General features: G+C 47.1%; 13 protein-coding genes, 3 rRNA genes, 1 other RNA gene and 1 pseudogene. 6 read left to right on the top strand and 12 right to left on the bottom strand.

Annotated features, from left to right (window positions below; genetic code table 11):
* Positions 1-26 precede the first annotated feature (26 nt).
* A complete protein-coding gene (locus tag ACZ5DR_RS02965) occupies positions 27-875 on the bottom strand; it encodes a LysR family transcriptional regulator (RefSeq protein ID WP_377365966.1) in 849 nt (282 codons plus the stop codon).
* A gap of 106 nt (positions 876-981) precedes the next feature.
* Between ACZ5DR_RS02965 and ACZ5DR_RS02960 the strand changes: the two genes are divergently transcribed.
* The 6 genes from ACZ5DR_RS02960 to amt all read left to right on the top strand — a co-directional run bounded on the left by ACZ5DR_RS02960 (position 982) and on the right by amt (position 12,544).
* Positions 982-1,845 carry an urea carboxylase-associated family protein gene (locus ACZ5DR_RS02960; protein WP_377365967.1) on the top strand — a complete coding sequence of 288 codons (864 nt, stop codon included), beginning with the start codon at positions 982-984 and terminating at the stop codon, positions 1,843-1,845.
* Between the two features lie 444 nt (positions 1,846-2,289).
* Positions 2,290-3,828 (top strand): 16S ribosomal RNA (locus tag ACZ5DR_RS02955).
* A 340-nt stretch (positions 3,829-4,168) separates the two neighbouring features.
* Positions 4,169-7,055: ribosomal RNA gene (locus ACZ5DR_RS02950) — 23S ribosomal RNA — on the top strand.
* Positions 7,056-7,234: 179 nt separating this feature from the next.
* Positions 7,235-7,349 (top strand): 5S ribosomal RNA (rrf, locus tag ACZ5DR_RS02945).
* Together the 16S, 23S and 5S rRNA genes form the textbook arrangement of a ribosomal RNA operon.
* Before the next feature lie 664 nt (positions 7,350-8,013).
* Positions 8,014-9,276, top strand: coding sequence for a sodium:proton antiporter NhaD (gene nhaD / locus ACZ5DR_RS02940; protein WP_377364313.1), 1,263 nt, complete (start codon positions 8,014-8,016; stop codon positions 9,274-9,276).
* A 217-nt stretch (positions 9,277-9,493) separates the two neighbouring features.
* Complete coding sequence (gene amt, locus ACZ5DR_RS02935) at positions 9,494-12,544, top strand: ammonium transporter (protein ID WP_377364311.1); 3,051 nt, start codon at positions 9,494-9,496, stop codon at positions 12,542-12,544.
* Here amt and ACZ5DR_RS02930 read toward each other — a convergent pair.
* From ACZ5DR_RS02930 to ACZ5DR_RS02880, 11 genes and pseudogenes are all read right to left on the bottom strand, one after another.
* Positions 12,541-12,909: a Na+/H+ antiporter subunit G gene (locus ACZ5DR_RS02930; RefSeq protein WP_377364309.1), complete on the bottom strand. Its 369-nt coding sequence runs from the start codon at positions 12,907-12,909 to the stop codon at positions 12,541-12,543. The genes amt and ACZ5DR_RS02930 overlap by 4 nt on opposite strands.
* A 10-nt stretch (positions 12,910-12,919) precedes the next feature.
* Complete coding sequence (locus ACZ5DR_RS02925) at positions 12,920-13,189, bottom strand: K+/H+ antiporter subunit F (protein ID WP_377364307.1); 270 nt, start codon at positions 13,187-13,189, stop codon at positions 12,920-12,922.
* Positions 13,183-13,668, bottom strand: coding sequence for a Na+/H+ antiporter subunit E (locus tag ACZ5DR_RS02920; RefSeq protein WP_377364305.1), 486 nt, complete (start codon positions 13,666-13,668; stop codon positions 13,183-13,185). Before ACZ5DR_RS02920 ends, ACZ5DR_RS02925 begins: the two co-directional genes overlap by 7 nt.
* 1 nt (position 13,669) lies before the next feature.
* Positions 13,670-15,199: a monovalent cation/H+ antiporter subunit D gene (locus ACZ5DR_RS02915; protein ID WP_377364303.1), complete on the bottom strand. Its 1,530-nt coding sequence runs from the start codon at positions 15,197-15,199 to the stop codon at positions 13,670-13,672.
* Positions 15,200-15,568: a Na+/H+ antiporter subunit C gene (locus ACZ5DR_RS02910; RefSeq protein WP_377364301.1), complete on the bottom strand. Its 369-nt coding sequence runs from the start codon at positions 15,566-15,568 to the stop codon at positions 15,200-15,202.
* Positions 15,569-18,367: a monovalent cation/H+ antiporter subunit A gene (locus tag ACZ5DR_RS02905; RefSeq protein WP_377364299.1), complete on the bottom strand. Its 2,799-nt coding sequence runs from the start codon at positions 18,365-18,367 to the stop codon at positions 15,569-15,571.
* A 251-nt stretch (positions 18,368-18,618) separates the two neighbouring features.
* Positions 18,619-18,996 carry a CZB domain-containing protein gene (locus ACZ5DR_RS02900; RefSeq protein ID WP_377364317.1) on the bottom strand — a complete coding sequence of 126 codons (378 nt, stop codon included), beginning with the start codon at positions 18,994-18,996 and terminating at the stop codon, positions 18,619-18,621.
* 27 nt (positions 18,997-19,023) lie between these two features.
* A pseudogene (locus tag ACZ5DR_RS02895) lies at positions 19,024-19,512 on the bottom strand (methyl-accepting chemotaxis protein); the annotation flags it as partial.
* Between the two features lie 373 nt (positions 19,513-19,885).
* The gene (locus ACZ5DR_RS02890; RefSeq protein ID WP_377364297.1) at positions 19,886-20,497 is read right to left on the bottom strand and encodes a Yip1 family protein; all 612 of its coding nucleotides are present in this window, start codon (positions 20,495-20,497) and stop codon (positions 19,886-19,888) included.
* A gap of 269 nt (positions 20,498-20,766) precedes the next feature.
* Positions 20,767-21,129: a transfer-messenger RNA gene (gene ssrA, locus ACZ5DR_RS02885) on the bottom strand.
* A gap of 135 nt (positions 21,130-21,264) precedes the next feature.
* A complete protein-coding gene (locus tag ACZ5DR_RS02880; RefSeq protein WP_377364296.1) occupies positions 21,265-22,515 on the bottom strand; it encodes a serine hydrolase domain-containing protein in 1,251 nt (416 codons plus the stop codon).
* Positions 22,516-22,590: the final 75 nt, after the last annotated feature.

Here is a 22,590-nt window from a genome sequence, read left to right as displayed (position 1 = left end):
GGCTTTTTTGTGCATCCTGGAAATAGCTAAGTTAAAGAGGCAACCAGATGGCGTACATTACTGTGGGCATAGCGGTTGTGCTCAATACCGTAATATCGCCCTAAATTTCCTTTCTGCTCACTTAATGAAACCAAGGTGCCCATCTCAAGGTCCTGCCGGATTAATGCTTCAGGGCATAACGCAACACCTTGGGCGGCAAGAGTGGCCATTTTTAGCAAGTGAAAATCTTCGTAAATCAGTGAGGCGGATTGTTCTAAAAGGTGTCCGCTTTGAGTAAACCATTGCTCCCAGCTGGCGGAGGAGTGGTCGTGTAGTAAGGTGGCGTTTAGCAGTCCTTCTGTCGTATCAAGAGTTGGATGCTGACTCAGATAAATAGGGCTGCACACCGGTACCGTTTCACCTGAGAAAAGACGCTTCAATGAATAGGGGGAAGAAGTGTTCGCTTCATGGCTACCAATACGCACACTGTGTTCATCAAGGTACTCTGGTGCAGAGGAGTGATAACGAATGACCAATTCCAAAGAGGGATTGGTTTCCTTGAACGCTAATAGCCTGGGAAGTAACCATGGCTCCAGCAAAGATGGTAAGCAATACAAGGTAATAGTGTTGTGGGAGTGAGGCCTCTTATTCAGTAACACCTGATCAATATGATCAAAGGGTTGCTCAAGCTCCTGCGCCAATTGAGCTCCTTCGGGGGTGGGTTTTAATTGGCGACCAGATTTGTAAAACAAAGCATAGCCTAGTTTGTCCTCCAAGCGTTTAATCTGATGGCTGACAGCTGATTCAGTCAACTTCAAATGTTCAGCAGTTTGTTTCAAAGTGCCAAAGCGTACGACTAGATGAAAAGTGTGTAGAGCAGTGTAGGGCAAACTCATCTTCAGACTCTTTAATAAATGTCATGTAATTAAAATAAATGTCACTTTTGTTGAGTTTCTCAAATACGTACTCTGAGTCAATTAAAACTCATAAGAGGAACGGATTATGGCAAATGTAGAAGCAGCGTACCGCTCAGGTGAAGGTTCGAAGCTGGCAATCAACAAAGAATTCTATGGCTCACTGATTCAAGGTAAGGCGAAGCGAACCTTAGTTGAAACCGTCAAGGTACCCATGCGCTCAGGGATAGCTTGGAAGGTGCCTGCAGGACATGTGTTTCGTATTCGTGTCTCTGACGGTCCACAAGTGGGAGACTTTAATATGTGGAACCTGCACGATCCTAGAGAAAGAATGTGGGCATCCCGTACTCGTCAGCTCCAGCGTGCCCATGTAAGCACTTATGACCGATTATGGTCGACGCTGCCATTTCTACGACCGATGGCGACCATCATTGAAGACACACTGGCTGACTATGGTAAAGATGAAGATGGTGGTCGAGTCCATGACTTATTAGGAACCCGTTGTGACCCATATATTAATTATCTTTTAACGGGAGAAGACTTCGATTTTCATTGCCATTCAAATTTAGTGAGAGCGGTATTGCCCTATGGTCTAACGGAGTTTGATGTACATGATGTGTTAAATGTATTTCAGTGCACCGGATTAAATGAAGACGATCAGTACTTTATGAAGCCCTGTCCAGCAAAGAAAGGAGACTATCTTGAGTTCTTTGCGGAGATTGATTTGCTGTGTGCAATGTCTTGTTGCCCTGGTGGTGATTTGTCGGTGGATTTCTTAGGTCGTGATGGCGTTGACCCTTTATCGACCTGTCATCCGTTAGAGGTTGAAATCTATAAATTGGAAGAAGATGCCTTAGCTGGATGGGAGCAACCTAAGAGCCCTGCTTATAAAGGTGCTCACGGCATGAAGTCTCCTACGATTGATTGGGCGGAAGTGAAAAGAGAGCTCTAATCTAAGGGTGTTTCAGGGAGGTGGATTAGGATTGTGCCTCCCATCTAAACAAGATTGTTTGATAATTCATCAAAAACAGCCTAAAACAACTGATTTTGGTGAAACTTTGATCAATGTTTTGCTGTTTCAAAATTATTTTAAGTTATTTTAAAAAAGTCCTTGCGCTCAAAATTCTGATGCGTATTATACGCACCCACTGACACGGCAGGCCACCACGGACTGCAAAGCGAATCAAACGAAACGCTAAAGTGTCATCGCTCTTTAAAATAGATAATCAGATAATTTGTGTGGGCGCTCGCTGGAGACTTCAGCAGACCTTTTTAAGGTCAAAAGATTTGAAGTCTTAAACGAGTGAACACGTCAATTCGCTTTACGTTCTTTAATCTTAGGATTGAAGAATATAGTTAAAGTCAGATGTGATTTGTGAGTTTGAGCAAACTTTTTAAACTGAAGAGTTTGATCATGGCTCAGATTGAACGCTGGCGGCAGGCTTAACACATGCAAGTCGAGCGGAAACGATGATAGCTTGCTATCAGGCGTCGAGCGGCGGACGGGTGAGTAACGCGTAGGAATCTGCCTAGTAGTGGGGGACAACATGTGGAAACGCATGCTAATACCGCATACGCCCTACGGGGGAAAGGAGGGGATCTTCGGACCTTTCGCTATTAGATGAGCCTGCGTGAGATTAGCTAGTTGGTGGGGTAAAGGCTCACCAAGGCGACGATCTCTAGCTGGTCTGAGAGGATGATCAGCCACACTGGGACTGAGACACGGCCCAGACTCCTACGGGAGGCAGCAGTGGGGAATATTGGACAATGGGGGGAACCCTGATCCAGCCATGCCGCGTGTGTGAAGAAGGCCTTAGGGTTGTAAAGCACTTTCAGGAGTGAGGAAGGGTATGCCGTTAATACCGGTATATTTTGACGTTAACTCCAGAAGAAGCACCGGCTAACTCTGTGCCAGCAGCCGCGGTAATACAGAGGGTGCAAGCGTTAATCGGAATTACTGGGCGTAAAGCGCGCGTAGGTGGTTTGTTAAGTCGGATGTGAAATCCCAGGGCTCAACCTTGGAATTGCACCCGATACTGGCAGGCTAGAGTACGGTAGAGGGGTGTGGAATTTCCTGTGTAGCGGTGAAATGCGTAGATATAGGAAGGAACATCAGTGGCGAAGGCGACACCCTGGACCGATACTGACACTGAGGTGCGAAAGCGTGGGGAGCAAACAGGATTAGATACCCTGGTAGTCCACGCCGTAAACGATGTCTACTAGCCGTTGGGGATTTATTTCTTTAGTGGCGCAGCTAACGCGATAAGTAGACCGCCTGGGGAGTACGGCCGCAAGGTTAAAACTCAAATGAATTGACGGGGGCCCGCACAAGCGGTGGAGCATGTGGTTTAATTCGAAGCAACGCGAAGAACCTTACCTACTCTTGACATCCAGTGAACTTTCCAGAGATGGATTGGTGCCTTCGGGAACACTGAGACAGGTGCTGCATGGCTGTCGTCAGCTCGTGTTGTGAAATGTTGGGTTAAGTCCCGTAACGAGCGCAACCCTTATCCTTATTTGCCAGCACTTCGGGTGGGAACTCTAAGGAGACTGCCGGTGACAAACCGGAGGAAGGTGGGGACGACGTCAAGTCATCATGGCCCTTACGAGTAGGGCTACACACGTGCTACAATGGCGTATACAGAGGGCAGCGAACTTGCGAGAGTAAGCGAATCCCAAAAAGTACGTCGTAGTCCGGATTGGAGTCTGCAACTCGACTCCATGAAGTCGGAATCGCTAGTAATCGTGAATCAGAATGTCACGGTGAATACGTTCCCGGGCCTTGTACACACCGCCCGTCACACCATGGGAGTTGATTGCTCCAGAAGTAGCTAGCTTAACCTTCGGGATGGCGGTTACCACGGAGTGGTCAATGACTGGGGTGAAGTCGTAACAAGGTAGCCCTAGGGGAACCTGGGGCTGGATCACCTCCTTAAACGATATGAAGCTCTGGTGAGCGTTCACACAAATTATCTGATGACTATGAGTTCCTCATAGTAAGTATCTATCTTTTAGAGTTTGGACAGAGTCCTAAGCAAGAGGTTTGAATGATTCAATCATCCAAGCATCTGACTTAGTGCTTTGCACTAAACTTGCTCTTTAACAATTTAGACTTTTTGAAATAGACGATAATCAAGCGTCAAACCGGTGGAATCCTTCTCTAACCCAGAAGAGATTCTATGATCGTAAATCCAGTGCTGAACAAAAGCAGCGTTGGTATGTAGTTCAAAATAGCGACTAACTTAGGTTAGATAAAAAACTATTTTGGGTTATATGGTCAAGTGACCAAGCGTGCACGGTGGATGCCTTGGCAGTCAGAGGCGATGAAGGACGTGGTAATCTGCGAAAAGGTTCGGGGAGTTGATAAACAAGCTTTGATCCGAACATGTCCGAATGGGGAAACCCACCCGCTTGCGGGTATCGTTAAGTGAATACATAGCTTAACGAGGCGAACCCGGGGAACTGAAACATCTAAGTACCCGGAGGAAAAGAAATCAACCGAGATTCCCTTAGTAGCGGCGAGCGAACGGGGATTAGCCCTTAAGTTGATTTGGTGTTAGTAGAAGGCTCTGGAAAGTGCCGCCATAGTGGGTGATAGCCCCGTATACGAAAACGCCTTATCAATGAAATCGAGTAAGACGGGACACGTGTTATCCTGTTTGAATATGGGGGGACCATCCTCCAAGGCTAAATACTCCTGACTGACCGATAGTGAACCAGTACCGTGAGGGAAAGGCGAAAAGAACCCCAGTGAGGGGAGTGAAATAGAACCTGAAACCGTGTACGTACAAGCAGTGGGAGCCGACTTCGTTCGGTGACTGCGTACCTTTTGTATAATGGGTCAACGACTTAATGTTAGTAGCAAGCTTAACCGTTTAGGGGAGGCGTAGGGAAACCGAGTCTTAATAGGGCGTTCAGTTTCTAGCATTAGACCCGAAACCGGGCGATCTATCCATGAGCAGGTTGAAGGTTGGGTAACACTAACTGGAGGACCGAACCCACGTACGTTGAAAAGTCCGGGGATGACTTGTGGATTGGAGTGAAAGGCTAATCAAGCTCGGAGATAGCTGGTTCTCCTCGAAAGCTATTTAGGTAGCGCCTCGCGTATTGCCATTGGGGGTAGAGCACTGTTTGGGCTAGGGGGTCATCCCGACTTACCAACCCCATGCAAACTCCGAATACCAATGAGTATGAGCGCGGGAGACACACGGCGGGTGCTAACGTCCGTCGTGAAAAGGGAAACAACCCAGACCGTCAGCTAAGGTCCCAAAGTTACAGTTAAGTGGGAAACGATGTGGGAAGGCTTAGACAGCTAGGAGGTTGGCTTAGAAGCAGCCATCCTTTAAAGAAAGCGTAATAGCTCACTAGTCGAGTCGGCCTGCGCGGAAGATATAACGGGGCTCAAACTGTACACCGAAGCTACGGGTTTACACTTTAGTGTAAGCGGTAGAGGAGCGTTCTGTAAGCCGTTGAAGGTCAAGCTGTAAAGCAGGCTGGAGGTATCAGAAGTGCGAATGTTGACATGAGTAACGATAAAGGGAGTGAAAACCTCCCTCGCCGGAAGACCAAGGGTTCCTGTCCCATGCTAATCAGGGCAGGGTGAGTCGGCCCCTAAGGCGAGGCTGAAAAGCGTAGTCGATGGGAAACGGGTTAATATTCCCGTACCGATGTATATTGCGATGGAGAGACGGAGAAGGCTAGGCCAGCACGGCGATGGTTGTCCGTGTTTAAGATGGTAGGCTGAGTACTTAGGCAAATCCGGGTACTTAAGGCCGAGAGTTGATGACGAGCCCTCTTTTGGGTGAAGTGGTTGATGCCATGCTTCCAGGAAAAACTTCTAAGCTTCAGATATACATTGACCGTACCCCAAACCGACACAGGTGGTCAGGTAGAGAATACCAAGGCGCTTGAGAGAACTCGGGTGAAGGAACTAGGCAAAATGGCACCGTAACTTCGGGAGAAGGTGCGCCGGTTAGGGTGAAGGATTTACTCCGTAAGCTCTGATCGGTCGAAGATACCAGGTGGCTGCGACTGTTTATTAAAAACACAGCACTCTGCAAACACGAAAGTGGACGTATAGGGTGTGACGCCTGCCCGGTGCTTGAAGGTTAATTGATGGGGTTAGCGTAAGCGAAGCTCTTGATCGAAGCCCAAGTAAACGGCGGCCGTAACTATAACGGTCCTAAGGTAGCGAAATTCCTTGTCGGGTAAGTTCCGACCTGCACGAATGGCGTAACGATGGCCACACTGTCTCCACCCGAGACTCAGTGAAATTGAAATCGCAGTGAAGATGCTGTGTATCCGCGGCTAGACGGAAAGACCCCGTGAACCTTTACTATAGCTTCACAGTGAACTTTGAACCTACTTGTGTAGGATAGGTGGGAGGCTTTGAAGTGCAGACGCCAGTTTGCATGGAGCCAATCTTGAAATACCACCCTGGTATGTTTGAGGTTCTAACTCAGATCCGTTATCCGGATCGAGGACACTGTGTGGTGGGTAGTTTGACTGGGGCGGTCTCCTCCCAAAGAGTAACGGAGGAGCACGAAGGTGCGCTCAGCATGGTCGGAAATCATGCATAGAGTGTAAAGGCAAAAGCGCGCTTAACTGCGAGACAGACACGTCGAGCAGGTACGAAAGTAGGTCTTAGTGATCCGGTGGTTCTGTATGGAAGGGCCATCGCTCAACGGATAAAAGGTACTCCGGGGATAACAGGCTGATACCGCCCAAGAGTTCACATCGACGGCGGTGTTTGGCACCTCGATGTCGGCTCATCACATCCTGGGGCTGAAGCCGGTCCCAAGGGTATGGCTGTTCGCCATTTAAAGTGGTACGCGAGCTGGGTTTAGAACGTCGTGAGACAGTTCGGTCCCTATCTGCCGTGGACGTTTGAGATTTGAGAGGAGCTGCTCCTAGTACGAGAGGACCGGAGTGGACGAACCTCTGGTGTTCCGGTTGTCACGCCAGTGGCATTGCCGGGTAGCTACGTTCGGACGGGATAACCGCTGAAAGCATCTAAGCGGGAAGCCTCCCTCAAGATAAGATCTCACTGGTACTTTAAGTACCCTAAAGAGCCGTTCGAGACTAGGACGTTGATAGGTTGGGTGTGTAAGCGTTGTGAGGCGTTGAGCTAACCAATACTAATTGCTCGTGAGGCTTGACCATATAACACCAAAGTGGTTTTGCTAGCTCTGAAGAAAACAGAGCGAACTACAAAGAATTTACGATAAGCCGGTTTGATGGCTTGGTTATCGACTGTTTCAAAAAAGTCTAATTGTTGAAGACTCAAGTTAACGAACTTGCGTGTTTTGAACATCAACTCAAAACGAACGCATACCAGTTTGCTTGACGATCATAGAGGCGTTGAACCACCTGATCCCATCCCGAACTCAGAAGTGAAAAGCGCCATCGCCGATGGTAGTGTGGGAGATCCCATGTGAGAGTAGGTCGTCGTCAAGCTTCAAATACGAAGCCCTGATCAGAAATGGTCAGGGCTTTTTTGTGCTTGTTTAAAAAGCGATTAACCCCATCCTAGCCTTCCCCTTAGAAAGGGGAAGGAACCTGAGATGCCTGCGTTAAAAGGGGTCAGATCCCTTTACGTACATCAGTTTCAAGTAACCACTGACAGGATAGGGATCCGACCCCCATCCTAGCCTTCCCCTTAGAAAGGGGAAGGGACACGAAATACCTGCGTTAAAAGGGGTCAGATCCCTTTACGTACATCAGTTTCAGGCAATCCCTTTACGCACATCAGTTTCAAGTAACCACTGACAGGATAGGGATCCGACCCCTACGAGTCCGAACCCCACCCTAGCCTTCTCCTTTAAAAGGAGAAGGAACCTGTGAGCTCAATTAATGTGCTGCATTTGCTTGTATTGGAGCTAAAACAGTTCGCTCAAGGCTCGACTTACGAAAATGATTTGTTTTTGTAACTTTGGTTCGTCATTCGCGTTTTATATAGAGAGTTTTCCTCGAATTTAGGTCCATTTTTGCTTTAGCAAGAGGTGTTATGAAATAAAGTTTCATAATTCCGCTGTTTGTGTGTAGGACTCCACTCTAAAGAGGTATAAAATTCGCGCATCAAATTTTTGGGCTTTTACATTTACGAACTGAGGTTATTGAGATGCCGGCTGTACTGGAGTACATCCTGATTGGCTTAGCGGTTGTCGCTTTGCTAGGGGTGGTGTTAGAAGATGTTATTCATGTTAATAAAGCGAAGGTGACGCTATTTTTAGGCACTTTTTCTTGGGTGCTTTTGTATGTGTTTCATTCAAATACACCTGAGCAAGGAGAAGCGGTTGCGAGGGGGTTTGAGGAGAACGTTGCTGAGATAGCAAGTCTATGGTTGTTCCTGGTGGCAGCAATGACGTTCGTTGCTTATTTAAACAAGAAGGGAATGATTGAAAACGTTATTCACTTGTTTATGCTAAAGCGTATCAGTGAAAGAGCCTTGCTGTTTTTAACGGCAATTTTCTGTTTCATATTCTCTTCGCTAGCAGACAATATCACAGCGACCTTGGTGTCGGTTACTTTGATTCTATCGCTTAATTTGTCCACTAAGAAAACCGTGCGTTTTGCTACTTTGGTTGTGTTCGCGGTGAACTCAGGCGGTGTTTCTTTGATTACTGGTGATGTGACGACGCTGATGATCTTCCTTGAAGATAAGGTCGATATTCTAGATTTGATGATGTTATCAGCGCCTGCCTTTATCGCGGTTATGCTGTTAGCTGTTCTGCTCAGCAGAGGAATGAAGGAAACCGTTGAGATCAGCATCACACGTAATGAAGTCCGTAGTGTGGATTTATTAATTGGTGCGGCCTTCCTATGTACTATTGTCAGTACAATTGTTGCTAACGTTCTGTTTAATATTCCCCCTGTTTTGATGTTCCTATTGGGGATGGCGACTATGTTCTTGATTGCTCGTTTCTTTGATGCGGATGAAAAAGAAGAGCAGTCCATTCTGGAATATATTCGTGTTATTGAGTTTGAGACGTTGTTGTTCTTTTTGGGCATATTGTTGCTCGTGGGTATGCTCAAAGAAATCGAAGTATTAGACTCGATTGTACGTATGTATGAAATCTTGCCGCCATCTATTGCCAATTTCTTGATGGGGGTTTTGTCCTCTGCCATCGACAACGTGCCTCTGACGGCAGCTCTTCTAAAAGCTGGCATTGTCATGACTGAAGCGGAATGGCTGGGTCTGACTTATGCGGTGGGCGTGGGTGGTTCCTTGCTTGTCATTGGTTCTGCTGCGGGTATTGTTGCGATGAGTAAGGTAGATGGGCTGACGTTTGCTTCTTATGCTCGTTATAGCTTGGTGCTTTTGTTGGTGTATAGCATAGGTTATGTCGCTTCTATGGCCTTAGCCCAGTTAGTGCTTGGATAATTAGGCTATCCTGTCGATTTTTAAAAGGCACCTATTGGGTGCCTTTTTTGTATCCATTTGTATCCATTGCTATTAATTTTTTAAAAGTGGCCTGACAATTGAATGATTATAAGGACTCGCTTTGATATCGATTTTCATTCAAAAATTAATCGGTTTTGTCATCTGAATGATCAAGTTTGGTGCGTAAGCGTGATGTAGACAGGATATTGGAGCGCATATGATTGATGTTGGTTGGCTTTTAATCTCGGCCTCATTAGTGTTTTTAATGCAAGCTGGGTTCTTGTGTTTAGAAAGTGGTCGCATCCGAAGTAAGAACAGCATTAACGTTGCTGCCAAAAACATTTCTGATTTTATTCTCTCCTCTGCAATTTTTAATCTCGTCGGTTTTGGTTTGATGTTTGGCCTCTCTCAAGGGGGCTTATTTGGAACATCAAATTTCCTTTTTGGCGATGGGGCGTCTTCTACCTCTATTGCCTTTTTCTTCTTCCAAATGATGTTTTGCGGTACCGCTGCGACCTTGGTTTCTGGAGCCGTGGCCGAGCGAATGACCTTTACGGGTTATCTGGCGATCACGGTTGTGTTGAGTGCCTTAATTTATCCTATTGTGGGCCATTGGGCTTGGAATGGCATTTATTCGGAAAATAATACGTCAGGTTGGTTGGAGTCCTTAGGCTTTATTGATTTCGCTGGCTCCACTGTCGTGCATTCCGTGGGGGGGTGGGTTGCTCTGATTGCGGTATTGCTGATTGGGCCCCGCTTACGACGCTTTGATAAGGGGATTTATTTACCTCAAGGGAGTAACTTGCCTCTTGCTGGGCTTGGGGTGCTGTTAATTTGGTTAGGCTGGATTGGCTTTAATGGTGGCAGCACTTTAGCGTTAAACGATGACGTACCTGGAATTCTACTGAATACTTTTGTGGCGGCCGTATGGGGTGGGATTGCCTCCAGTGCTTTTGTCTTGGTTCGGAAAGGCTTTATTGATGTTTCTCAGATCTTAAATGGTGTGATTGCAGGCTTAGTGGGTATTACTGCGGGTTGTCATGTGGTGTCTGTGAGTGGTGCGATTATCATTGGTATTGTGAGCGGTATGCTAACCGTGGTGGGCAGTGGCTTTATGGAGCGCTGGAAGCTGGACGATGCTTTAGATGTCGTACCTGCGCATTTATTCGCAGGGATTTGGGGGACTGCTGCCGTAGCGTTATTTGGTGATTTGGAGGTGATAGGCACGGGATTAAGCCGATTAGAGCAGCTTGGAGTTCAACTTATAGGGATTGGTTCTGTTGGTCTATATTCTTGTCTAATAGCGTATGTGTCATTGAAGTGCATAGGGCTGTTTGTGTCCCTACGAGTGAGCGTTGAGGATGAAGAGAAAGGACTGAATGTTTCTGAACATCAGGCGACTACGGAGCTCATTGATTTGCTGAATTCTATGCAGTATCAGGAGGATGAAGCAGACTTCTCACGTCGTGTCCCGGAAGAGCCATTCACCGAAGTTGGGCAAATCGCCAAGCAATATAATCAGGTGATTGACCGAGTAAACCAAGAAATCTCTGAGCGTGACCAGGCTTTGTTTTGGTTTAAAGAAAGTGAGATGCGCAAGTCGGCTATTCTTAATTCCTCAATGGATTGCATAATTACCATAGACGCCTATGGCAATATCATGGAATACAACCCCGCTGCAGAGCGTACCTTTGGTATGTTGAAGCGACAGGTTCGGGGGAAAAGTTTTATCGAGCTATTTGTACCCCCTAAAGACAGGGAAGAAATCAGTAATAGTTTGGATACGGGCTTTTCATCTTCCAAAGGATGGGTCTTGAATCGACGTAACCACTTTCAGTTGCAGCGCGGCCGAGATCAGTCTTTTCCTGTGGAAATAGCCATAACGAAAGCTTTAAATGATGATGGGGGCTTTCAAGAGTTTACCCTTCACATTCGTGATGTGACCCGCCATGTGAAGCTGCAACAGCGACTTCGCTTCTTAGCTTACAGCGACCCTCTGACTAATTTGTATAATCGTACTTACATGAATGAACAGCTTGAGCGTTCGTTGAGGAATGGTACGGGTGAGCCGGTCGCTTTGCTTTTCTTAGACTTAGATAAATTTAAGATCATAAATGACACATTAGGTCACAAGGCGGGTGATGAGCTGTTATGTGAGGTGGCTGTTAGGTTGAATAATGCGGTAGCACTCTCAGATGTCATTTCTCGTTGGGGGGGAGATGAGTTCTTGATCATGATGACGGAGGATGTGACAGAAGATCGCGTCAGCTCGCTGGCAATGGCTATCTTAGAGAGCATGCGAGAGCCCGTCACCTTGACAGACAAACCTGTCAATGTGGCCACGAGTATCGGTATGGCGATTTCCACCCCTGACATTACTGCTGAAAAGTTAATCCAACAGGCGGATATGGCCATGTATTGGGCTAAGCAGAACGGTCGCGACAACGCAAAGTTCTATGAACCTCATATGGCTGAAAAGGTTTCAGGCCAGTTTCAGTTTGAGCAGGAAATTAAAGAAGCGCTTGATAGTCATCAAATGTTCTTAGTCTATCAACCCCAAGTGGACAGTAGTAGTGATCGCATTTTTGGCTTAGAAGCTCTGATTCGCTGGCAGCACCCAGAAAAAGGGTTAGTCTCTCCGGCAGAGTTTATTCCTGTTGCGGAAGAATCTACCTTGATTAACAAGATCGGCGAATTCGTGATTGATAGCGTCCTACGTCGTCTCTCTAAGTGGCAGCAAGACAAGGTTGATGTGGTCCCTGTAGCGGTCAATATTTCTGGACGTCATCTCATCTCAGAAGGTTTTCCGCAGTTTATAGAGCGCTCCTTACGCCATTATAAAGTGGATGGCCGCTGGTTAAAGATTGAAATCACCGAGGGGGTCTTTATTCATGATGTTCATGAGAGTATCGAGATCATGAGCGCGTTAAAAACCTTGGGTGTTGAAATCTCGGTGGATGACTTTGGGACAGGGTATTCCTCTTTGCACTACCTCAAAATGCTACCTCTGGATATTTTGAAGATCGATCAGTCATTTGTACTGGAGAGTGGTGATGGGGCAGAGGGAGATAAAATCTGTGAGGCGATTATTCAGCTGGCACAGAATCTGGACTTACAGGTCATCGCTGAGGGTGTTGAGACAGAGCTTCAGGCCAAAGTATTAAATGATTTGGGCTGTAATCTGCATCAAGGCTTTTATTACTTCCGTCCAGAAAGCGAAGAGACTGTTGGCGAACGCTTACGCCAACAGTCAAAAAGATTAGCTTAATCTTCTGTATCAGGTGCTTGACGCTCTTTAGCTCGAGGCATCAGCTCCTGACGGCTTGTTCTAGGGATGGCCGGAGTATTGTGGTGCAAGGCCACCTTGGCTACCATGTTTGCAGCGACTGGAGCTGTGATGAGCAGAAACAAGGTAATCAATAGTTCTGCAACAGATAAGCTACCTTGACGCAGGGAATGATAAATCAAAGACGATAGCAGCACGCCTGTGATGCCTAACGTCGTAGCTTTAGTTGGCCCGTGAAGGCGGGTAAAAATATCCGGTAAGCGCGCTAGGCCAATAGACCCTACTAGCAAGAAAATCCCACCCACTAATAACAGAGCCGTAATTACTAATTCAGTCATAAAACTCATTTTAGGCTCCTTACTCTATGATGTCGCCGCGAAGTAGATATTTACAAAGGGCGGATGTACTCACAAAACCAAGCATCGCGATAAGCAACGCGGCTTCAAAATATAAGCTAGTGCCCGCATAAATCCCGTACAGCATGATCAAAGCAATGGCATTAATGTACATGGTATCTAGCGCTAAAATCCGATCGGCTACATGGGGGCCCACAAGCAGACGCCAAAGATTTAAAAAGAGCGCAATACAAATACAGATGGTGACGAAAAACAACGCCCAACTTAGCATCCTAGGATCTCCTTTATGGGGCGCTCGTAGCGCTGTTTGATTTCATTGATCAACTCCTGCTCATCGGTTAGATGTAGTGCATGAACATAGAGCCACTTCTTATCTTCAGACACTTCCGCACTGACGGTGCCCGGAGTAAGAGAAACCGTACTGGCGAGTAAGGTAATGCCCACATCTGAAGATACCTCTAAAGGGACGGCGATGAAGCCAGGCTCTAACTTACGTAATGGGCCAACAACCAGCAAAGCCACTTGGAAATTCGCTTTTAAAATATCGCCTAAAACCAAAAAGAAATAGCGTACAGCTAACCAAGGCTTTTTAAGCTTAGGGTGCTCATCACGCATGCTATTCACAAGCAAAGGAATGGAAATAGCAAAAAAGGCTGCCAGCAATATATGTCCAGGGTGAATGGAGTTATTCAGCAATAACCAAACAACAAACAGCAAGATGCTATGGAAAGGCATTGGGAAGAAAGCCATATTATCTACCTCCTTCTACAAGTGGACTGGTCAACAGCGCATCGACTGATAAGCTAGGATCGTGCAAGAAGGCTGCAGCAGAGTCCGCTAGCTCCGCCATAGGACCAGCGAACAAAGCAAGCAATGGCGACGCAATCAGTAGCATCACGACGCCAATCCATTCACCCACATGGATGACTTGTTTCTCATCGCTCTGTTTTTGATTTGCTTTGCGCCAGAATAAGGTTGTGCCTGCTCGAGACAAAGCAATCAGAGCCCCCAGACTGCTTAACAACAGAACTGGCCAAACCCAAACGTGCTCAGCGGCAGATTGGGTCGCCTGCAGAATCATGACTTTACCGATAAAACCTGAGAAGGGCGGCATGCCAATAATGGCAATGGCAGCGATGGCAAAAAAGATCCCTAAGAAAATAGGATTATCCATGCCTTTGGCCACAACAAAGCGGTCTTCAGCTTTGCCTCGTTGACGCGAAATCATGTCTGCCAACAAGAACATACCGCCAGCCACTAAAGTACTGTGAACCATATAGTAGACGGCTGCACTGGTAGCGGCTTCGTTTTGCAAAGCGGCACACACTAATAAAGAGCCTGCGGACAAAATAACCAAGTTCGCGTTCAGCAGTTTTAGACCTGGGCTTGCTAGTGCGCCAATGGTGCCGATGGCAATGGTTAATAGTGCCAATGGCCAGATCCACGATTGGGCAATATTCGCTAACTCCCCAGCCTCATCACCGAATACCACATTGTGGATGCGCAAAATGCTGTAGATACCGACTTTCGTCATAACCGCAAAGATGGCTGCCACAGGTGCGCTAGCGCTTGAATAGGTTTTTGGAAGCCAGAAATGCAAAGGCAACATGGCAGACTTGAGACCAAACACGACCAATAGCAACAAGCCACCGATCTTGGCAAGAATTGCCATACTGCCAGATAGCTCTGAAATTTTCTGAGCCATATCGGCAATATTTAGGGTGCCGAGAGTGCCGTACAGAATCCCTAGGCCAAACAAAAACACACTTGAGCCCACCAAGTTTAGAATGACGTAATGCACCGTAGCTTGGGTCTTTTGTTTGCCGCCTCCGTGAACAAGCAAGGCATAAGACGCAATGAGCAAGACTTCAAAGAATACGAACAGGTTAAAAACGTCACCGGTTAGGAAGGCGCCATTGATGCCCATGATTTGAAACATAAACAAGGGATAAAAGTATCCCCCTGCACGGTCGTGGCTACCTGTGGAGTAACTCAAGGCTCCCAAACCTAGGAAAGTGGTTAAAGCCACCATGACGCTGGACAGAGGGTCTGCTACGAGAACAATCCCAAATGGCGGTTGCCAGCCTCCTAAAATGTATTGGGTAACCCCATTCGTTTGAATGTCATACACCAACCAAAAGGCCACAAACACCTGCAAAACAGCCGATAGTAGAGCAAGTAATCGTTGACGTTGTATCGTTCCCGAAAAAGGCGGCAACAGTAACAGCGCACCCGTAAACAAAGGGAGTAATACGGGTAAAATACTTAGGTGTTGTAGCATCTAGCGCTGCCCTCCAGACTTCTGGCGTTGTTGCTCCTGACGTGTGGTGGGTGTTCTACCATCCACATGATCGTTACCCAAATCTGCCCGGGCACGCATCGCTAAGATAACGGCGAATGCCGTCATGGCAAAACCGATAACGATAGCGGTCAACACCAGCGCTTGAGGGAGAGGATCTCCATAGCTATCAGACATACCCAATACAGCAGCGGCGTCTAGCTTCAAGCGTCCGCTAGCAAACAAGAAAAGGTTCACTGCATAAGATAAAAGGGTCAGACCCACAACCACAGAGAAGGTGCGTCCCCGAAGTGTTAAAAAAATACCGCAGGCTGTCATCAGCCCGACACAAAAAGCGTAGATACCTTCCATTTACGCGTCCTCCTCAAAAACCGGGCGCTCGCTGGTTGTTAATTGTCCTAGGTTCGCCAAAATCAACATAGTTGCGCCAACCACTGTTAGGTACACGCCCAAATCAAATAGCATGGCACTTGCCAACTCAAATTTGCCAATAACAGGTAAGTAGAAGTAATCAAACCAAGAGGTTAAGAAAGACTCTCCAAAGAACCAGCTGCCTAAACCTGTCAGTGCTGCGATACCGATCCCTGAGCCAATCATAATCTGATAATCCAGCTTCAGACGGTCCTTGATCCAATCAACACCGTGGGCCACATACTGCTGTACAATGGCCACCGAAGTAATCAAACCAGCGATAAAACCACCACCAGGCATATTATGCCCGCGAAGGAAAATATAAGCCGATACTAACAGCGCCAAAGGTAACAAGCTTTGGGAAATCACCGCCAGCATCAGTGGATGACGATCCGTTGACCAGGGGCGGCCATGATCATCACTGGTCGGCATAAACAATCGCATACGGGCGATCAGCTTAAAGATACCCAGTGCTGCGATCCCCAGTACCGTGATCTCACCCAAGGTATCGAAACCACGAAAATCGACCAAGATCACATTGACCACGTTGGTTCCACCGCCACCCGTTTTACTGTTTTCGGTGAAGAAGGTAGAGATCGAATCCAATGGGCGAGTCATTAGGGCATAAATCACCGTGCCCACAATACCCCCAACCATTGCTGAGATCCCCAAGTCTCGAACTACGCGGCGAGGGCTTGATTCCTTAGGTGTTTTTTGAGGCAAAAAGAATAACGCCAACATCAGCAAGATAACCGTCACGACCTCTACTGATAGTTGAGTCAAAGCTAAGTCTGGTGCGGAGAATTTGGCAAACGCCAATGACACGATTAACCCCACAACAGAGAGCGTCAACAGAGCAACCATGCGACGACGATGCCATACAACCGTTGCCAGAGAACCAATTGCAAGGAGCACGGCACCCGTTATGGATAAAGCATCCACTGGGATTTCAGGTCGACGCCCTGCTGTCGTATTCAAATCTAACAATGGGTAAGCGCTGACGATAATGGTGAAGCTTAATACAAAATAGATGTATCTCTGCAGAGAACCATTTTCGAATAGATTAATGAACTTCTGACACCAGGTGACGCCCCCTTGGATAATGTACTCAAATACCAACTTAGGGTCATTTGCGGGGAATTGGGCCTGAAATTTAAACAAGTGTTGGCGGTTGTAGTACACCAAAAGACCGCCAAAGAAAGCGATAAAGCTCATAAGCAGTGGCATATTGAAACCATGCCAGATAGACAAACTGTAATCAGGCACAGGACTATTCAAGGCCGAGAAAGACGCGCTGTAAAGCAAATCACCTACGACCAAGCTAGGTAGAATACCCACTAGCAAACACAGGGCTACCAAAATCTCCACGGGGACGCGCATGTAGCGTGGTGGCTCATGGGGCGTTTTTGGAAGATTAATCGGTTCGCCATTGAAAAACACATCGTGGACAAAGCGAGTGGAGTAAGCCACGGACAAGACACCACCCAAGGTCGCCAACACAGGTACCATCCAAGATAGGGAACCCAGCGCCCCTTGATGTAAGGTCTCAGTGAAGAACATCTCTTTTGATAAGAAACCATTTAGCAGTGGAACCCCAGCCATCGCTGATGCGGCCACCATTGCCAAGGTAGCGGTATAGGGCATGTATTTCCACAGGCCATTGAGTTGGCGCATGTCACGGGAGCCAGACTCATGGTCGATGATCCCCGCCGCCATAAACAAAGACGCCTTAAAGGTGGCATGGTTAATTATATGGAAGATGGCCGCCACAAGGGCTAAATCTGAGCCCATGCCCAACAGTAGAGTAATAAGCCCTAGATGACTGATAGTGGAGTTGGCCAGCAAACCTTTAAGATCGTGCTGAAACAGGGCTAAGTAACCGCCTAATAGGAAGGTGGCCAGGCCAGTCATACTTACGATTAGGAACCACAGTTCTGTACCCGCCAAAGAAGGGTAAAAGCGTGCCATCAAGAAAATACCTGCTTTAACCATGGTGGCGGAGTGCAGGTAGGCACTAACAGGAGTGGGTGCCGCCATGGCATTGGGCAGCCAGAAATGGAATGGGAACTGGGCGGATTTTGTAAATGCACCAAGCAGAATCAGCACCACAATAACAGGGTAAAGCTGGTGAGCACGGATCAAATCGCCACTGTCTAATACGGTTTGGAGCTCAAAGCTACCCACCACATTACCTAAGATCAGCAAGCCCGCAAGTAAGAATAAACCGCCAGCGCCTGTGATCGTCAGGGCCATACGCGCGCCTTTACGGGCATCGCTCTTGTGTCCCCAGAAACTGATGAGCAAGAAGGAGCTGATGCTCGTCAACTCCCAAAACATCCAAATCTGAATGAGGTTGTCAGACATCACCACGCCAAGCATGGCAAACATGAACAGAATCAGATAAGAGTAGAACTTACCCATATTGTCTTTTTCAGACAGGTAGTAACGGGCGTACAGAATAACTAAAAGACCAATCCCAAGGATCAGCAAAGAGAATAGAAAAGACAGGCCATCTAAACGAAAAGCCAGATTTAGGCCAATGCTTGGCACCCAATCTAAGGCCGCTTGAAAGCGCTGCCCGTCGAGAATAGCCGGCGCTAGCTGAAGTATCAAAAATAGTGCGATTGCAGGCAGTGCTGCTGTCCAAAAGGCGCAAGCTGTTCGACTATATCGGGCGCTGCACAGCGGAACTAAGGTTCCCAACAAAACGAGTAGGGGAATGCATAGTAGAGTGTTCAACGGATCTGCTCCTTTGTAGCAATGTATTCAGGGCAGCCGATAAAAAGCCGATCCCTCGTCTCCGATTTTAAGCGATACCATACAAATCAGACGCTTAATGTTCAATATCTTGTAAGGATAGCGTGATATTGCAATATTTACTGCAAAAAAGTACATGAAAAAAGTAACAAAATTAATGTGTTGCATACACGCTAAAAAGCGCTAGGTGGTGCCCAGCGCTGCTCAAATAGACAGAGTTGAGGTGGGGAAGTTCAACCTTCTTTAATTTCTTCGAGTAGAGCTTCTATGTTTTGAACCACTTGGAGGCTGGCACCTTCCATCTTCTCTAAATGTTGTAGCATCACCTTGCCTTGTCCAGCCATTGCGGCTTGAACGGCTGCGCGTCCAGAGTCGTGAACCAATTTATGGGGCGCTTCAATGGCTTTAAAGTTACGAGACTGTTGGAAATGCTTTTGCCCATATCCTTGGTAGTACCATTTACCTAGGCGACATTCAGTGTGAGCATTCACTTCTTCAGCAAAGTCCTGCTTATCGATTTTAGTGTAAACTTGGTTTTTCCAAACGGAGTGGTCCAGCTTCACAGTATCAAGGAAGGCTTGTGTCGCAGCCAATTTAATGACGTTTTGCATTTGTTCTGAGGTGTTAATCACACTTCCAACAATACTGTCGATTTGACCGGCTGATGTGGCCACATCTTCAGCGCTAGACTGATTCTTGTCTACTATGGTTTTGATCTGTTGGGTTTGCTCCAGCACCTTGCGCACCAAATCCTCGACTTGCTCACTGGCGGCATGGGTTTTACTGGCGAGATTGCGTACTTCATCTGCAACGACTGCGAACCCTCGGCCCGCTTCGCCTGCGCGAGCTGCTTCAATAGCGGCATTTAATGCCAATAGGTTGGTTTGATCAGAAATTTCCTGGATGCTGGACACTAATTGACTGATACCACTAGCGGTTTTATCCAGTACATTGGCGGCGTCCATACTGGAGCTGGCTTCTTGATTAATAATCTGGGCTCGGTCATTGAGACGAGAAAGGGCGTTTCGGGTTTCGCTAAATAATGAATCAACTTCTTTCAGCTTCTTGCGCTCGTCGATAAGGGTTTCAGCACTTTCCGCTAAGCCTTGTCGAATGGAGCCTAGCATCTCTCCGCCTTTGAGTTGGTAACTAAGAAGCTCGTTACACAAATCATCCTGTTGGTTTTGTTCTGATTGCTGGGACACTCGATGCAGCTCGGACTCTAGAGAGGCAATGCGTTGCGCATTTTCCTCTCGCTCTGACTGAAGCTGCTGTTCAAGTTCAGCGATTCGCTGCTTATACCCTTGAAAAAACATCTTAACTTCTACTCCGTATGGCGACACAAGCGCTAGGGGCTTAATTGAAAGTAACCATAGGATAAAAGTTATTTATGATGGATGTGTGGTGTTTTTGTAATCAGATATAAAAAACCTGCTCTCGATCAATTATTGGGAGAGCGAGAGCAGGAATGGGTAGATTATTAAAGCCAAGAGAGAGTGGTTAACCAAAGAACATCCACATGATGCTGTGCTCAGAGCCCATGCTCCAGAGTAAAACCACCACAGCCAGCATGAACTCTAAAACCAAAACGCCTATGCCCAAGGTGCCGCTAGACAAAATAAAACCTTCTTTATGACTGATACCTAAGAAACTAGGGGTGCCTTTATAAAGAAGATAGCCCGTGTAGGCTACGCCTAATACTAATGCCAACGTGCAAAGCCAGATGATGGGGTAGAGGGCAAACAGGCCACTTAGAAACATTGGTGTCGCAATATAGCCTGCAAACACTATGCATTCAGAGCGACTTGGGCGGTGGGAGTGACTGCGGGCTAGGGCATGAATCACAGATCCAACCGCAGCAACGGCCGCTAAAATGATCCCATAGAACAGCACCCCAAGACCCAAGGCGGTCATGGTAGACAGCTTAATGGCTTCTTCACCATTGAGTGTCCAGCCAACTTGTGTCGTGCCGATAAAACTACTGACTACCGGGATAGCCGCCAGAATCAGTACGTGGTGTGCATACATATGACTAACGGATTCGTGCTCTTTATTGATTTCTCGCCATTCTCTATCAGGGTGATGGATTAAGCCCCATACATGATTGATCATGGATACCTCCTCGCTGCGCGTCAGCTGTGAGACATGGATTTCAAAAATGCTTAAATTGACAGTGGTCAATCTCAGTATAGATACATACGGAGGATCTGGCGGATCGGGTAATAATAATTTCTTATAAACAGAAAATGTTTAGATGAAGCCTTTATAAAGAAACGGGGAGTAGAGCACAGACGCTCGTTTGGGCATACCGTCAGCGTCAAAAGCAGCTAGCACAGGATATAAAAAAAGGCCGCTCACAGGTGAGCGGCCTTTTCGATGATTGGTGGAGATGGGGGGAGTCGAACCCCCGTCCGCCAGTCCTCTGCCATCGGATCTACATGTTTAGTCTCTTCTACTTTTTGACTGTTTACCGCCCGAAGGACAGGGTGTAACCAGCGAGCCTGTTTGATCTTAGATCCTTATCCCCAGGCAGGGCATCGGATAGCATCTCGTAATTTATGATACTGCGGAATCCCGGGCTACAAGCAACCTGGGGGCAGCACACTAGCAGGTTATTAAGCTGCTAGAGCGTAGTTTTCGTCGTTTGCGACTATATAATTGATACATGTGGATTTACGAGATCACGTATCACTCTCGACATGCACCTCAGGTTTTGTAACCGGCGTCGAAACCATGTCATCCCCGAAGTTGCGACCATTCTAACGGAATTTGTGCCGCTTCGCTAGGCGTCGAATGCGACTAACATGCGGTAATAAAAGAGGAAAGTAGTCTGCCAGGTAGGCAGACTACTTCTTTAGTGGTTGTTAAGCGTCGCTGTTTTATTGAGCTTGCCAATGGGATGCGGTCATAAAGAAGCGAACGGTTTCTTCATGTAAAAGGTTTTCATCCACATCTAACGGGAAGTAGCTTAGCTTCACAATGACGGTCTCGGTAGATGGGTCTACAAAGATGAATTGTCCTTGTAAGCCAATCGCGGAAAACGCCGGTGTTTTGGAGAAGGTCCACCACTGGTAGCCATAATCAATAGGTTCACTTTCATCGCCCGCTGGGCGAGCGGAATCTAAGACCCATTGTTCAGGTACGATTTGTTTACCGTTAACTCGGCCTTTATTTAGGATCATTTGGCCAATCCGAGCAAAGTCTCGCAGTGAAGCATTAAAGCCTGCACCACTGAACTCACGACCGACACCGGGTTCTCCATCCATAATAAAAAAACCATCCTGTTCTGCGCCGAGTGGCTCCCACAATTTTTCAGCCATATAATTTGAGATGTTTGTGCCACTAACTCGTTCGATCAGTAAGCCGAGTACGGCGGTGTCGATTGTTTTGTACGCAAATACTTTTCCGGGTTGTGATGAGCGACCAATGGTTTTGGCGACATCAACAAAGCGTACGACATTTTTAATTAGCGCTTCGATGTGGTTTTTGCTGGCTACGCTCATTGTGTGGAAGTCATAACTTTCCACATAATCTACCCCAGAGCGCATTTCTAGTATTTGTTTAATGGTCACACCGTTGTATGCACCGGGTTTTAGTTCTGGCAGGTATTCGGTAATGTCCTGTTCGATGGATTGGATTAGACCGTCCTCAACCGCAATCCCGATTAGGATAGAGGTGATGGATTTGGTCATCGACCAGCCCATGAATTTGGTATCTGGAGTTGAGTGGTTGTGGTATTTCTCGTACACCACTTTTCCTTGTTTAATGATCATCATGGCATTGGTGTAGGTACGATCTAAAAACTCTTCTGGAGTTAAAGTTTCACCGCCCATTTCATAGGTAAAGTCCAGTGGCGCTAGTTGATAATCTAGGGCGCTGGGCTGTCCTGATTTTGGTACTTTGCGCGTGGTATATAGCATGTCCATTTGGCGGAACATGACGGAGTTAACCTGTTTGTCATTCATATGCCAGCGCGCATTTTGAATCGCGATGGGTACGCTGGATGGGGCGCCGACTTGCTCTAAAATAGGCTCTAACATTAATCCTGTTGGATTAGATGCTGGACGTGTAGTGTCCACAACAGGGGTGTCCGTGACATCGCGGTTTGGCATGTCTGCATTGATTGGCATAAATTGCTCCACATAAAAAAGTAATGACTATGTATCGGGTGTTAATGAGTGGTTCGACACGTTTTACATAGGGCA

Source organism: Marinomonas vaga, from assembly GCF_055388305.1.
The sequence above is the reverse complement of the archived record's forward strand: the minus strand, read 5'-3'. Positions and strand labels throughout refer to the sequence as shown.

Excerpts from the sequence above, each read along its gene's own strand:
- ACZ5DR_RS02965 (WP_377365966.1), bottom strand. The coding sequence starts at position 875 with ATGAGTTTGCCCTACACTGCTCTACACACTTTTCATCTAGTCGTACGC.
- ACZ5DR_RS02960 (WP_377365967.1), top strand. The coding sequence starts at position 982 with ATGGCAAATGTAGAAGCAGCGTACCGCTCAGGTGAAGGTTCGAAGCTG.
- nhaD (WP_377364313.1), top strand. The coding sequence starts at position 8,014 with ATGCCGGCTGTACTGGAGTACATCCTGATTGGCTTAGCGGTTGTCGCT.
- amt (WP_377364311.1), top strand. The coding sequence starts at position 9,494 with ATGATTGATGTTGGTTGGCTTTTAATCTCGGCCTCATTAGTGTTTTTA.
- ACZ5DR_RS02930 (WP_377364309.1), bottom strand. The coding sequence starts at position 12,909 with ATGAGTTTTATGACTGAATTAGTAATTACGGCTCTGTTATTAGTGGGT.
- ACZ5DR_RS02925 (WP_377364307.1), bottom strand. The coding sequence starts at position 13,189 with ATGCTAAGTTGGGCGTTGTTTTTCGTCACCATCTGTATTTGTATTGCG.
- ACZ5DR_RS02920 (WP_377364305.1), bottom strand. The coding sequence starts at position 13,668 with ATGGCTTTCTTCCCAATGCCTTTCCATAGCATCTTGCTGTTTGTTGTT.
- ACZ5DR_RS02915 (WP_377364303.1), bottom strand. The coding sequence starts at position 15,199 with ATGCTACAACACCTAAGTATTTTACCCGTATTACTCCCTTTGTTTACG.
- ACZ5DR_RS02910 (WP_377364301.1), bottom strand. The coding sequence starts at position 15,568 with ATGGAAGGTATCTACGCTTTTTGTGTCGGGCTGATGACAGCCTGCGGT.
- ACZ5DR_RS02900 (WP_377364317.1), bottom strand. The coding sequence starts at position 18,996 with ATGCAAAACGTCATTAAATTGGCTGCGACACAAGCCTTCCTTGATACT.
- ACZ5DR_RS02890 (WP_377364297.1), bottom strand. The coding sequence starts at position 20,497 with ATGATCAATCATGTATGGGGCTTAATCCATCACCCTGATAGAGAATGG.
- ACZ5DR_RS02880 (WP_377364296.1), bottom strand. The coding sequence starts at position 22,515 with ATGCCAATCAATGCAGACATGCCAAACCGCGATGTCACGGACACCCCT.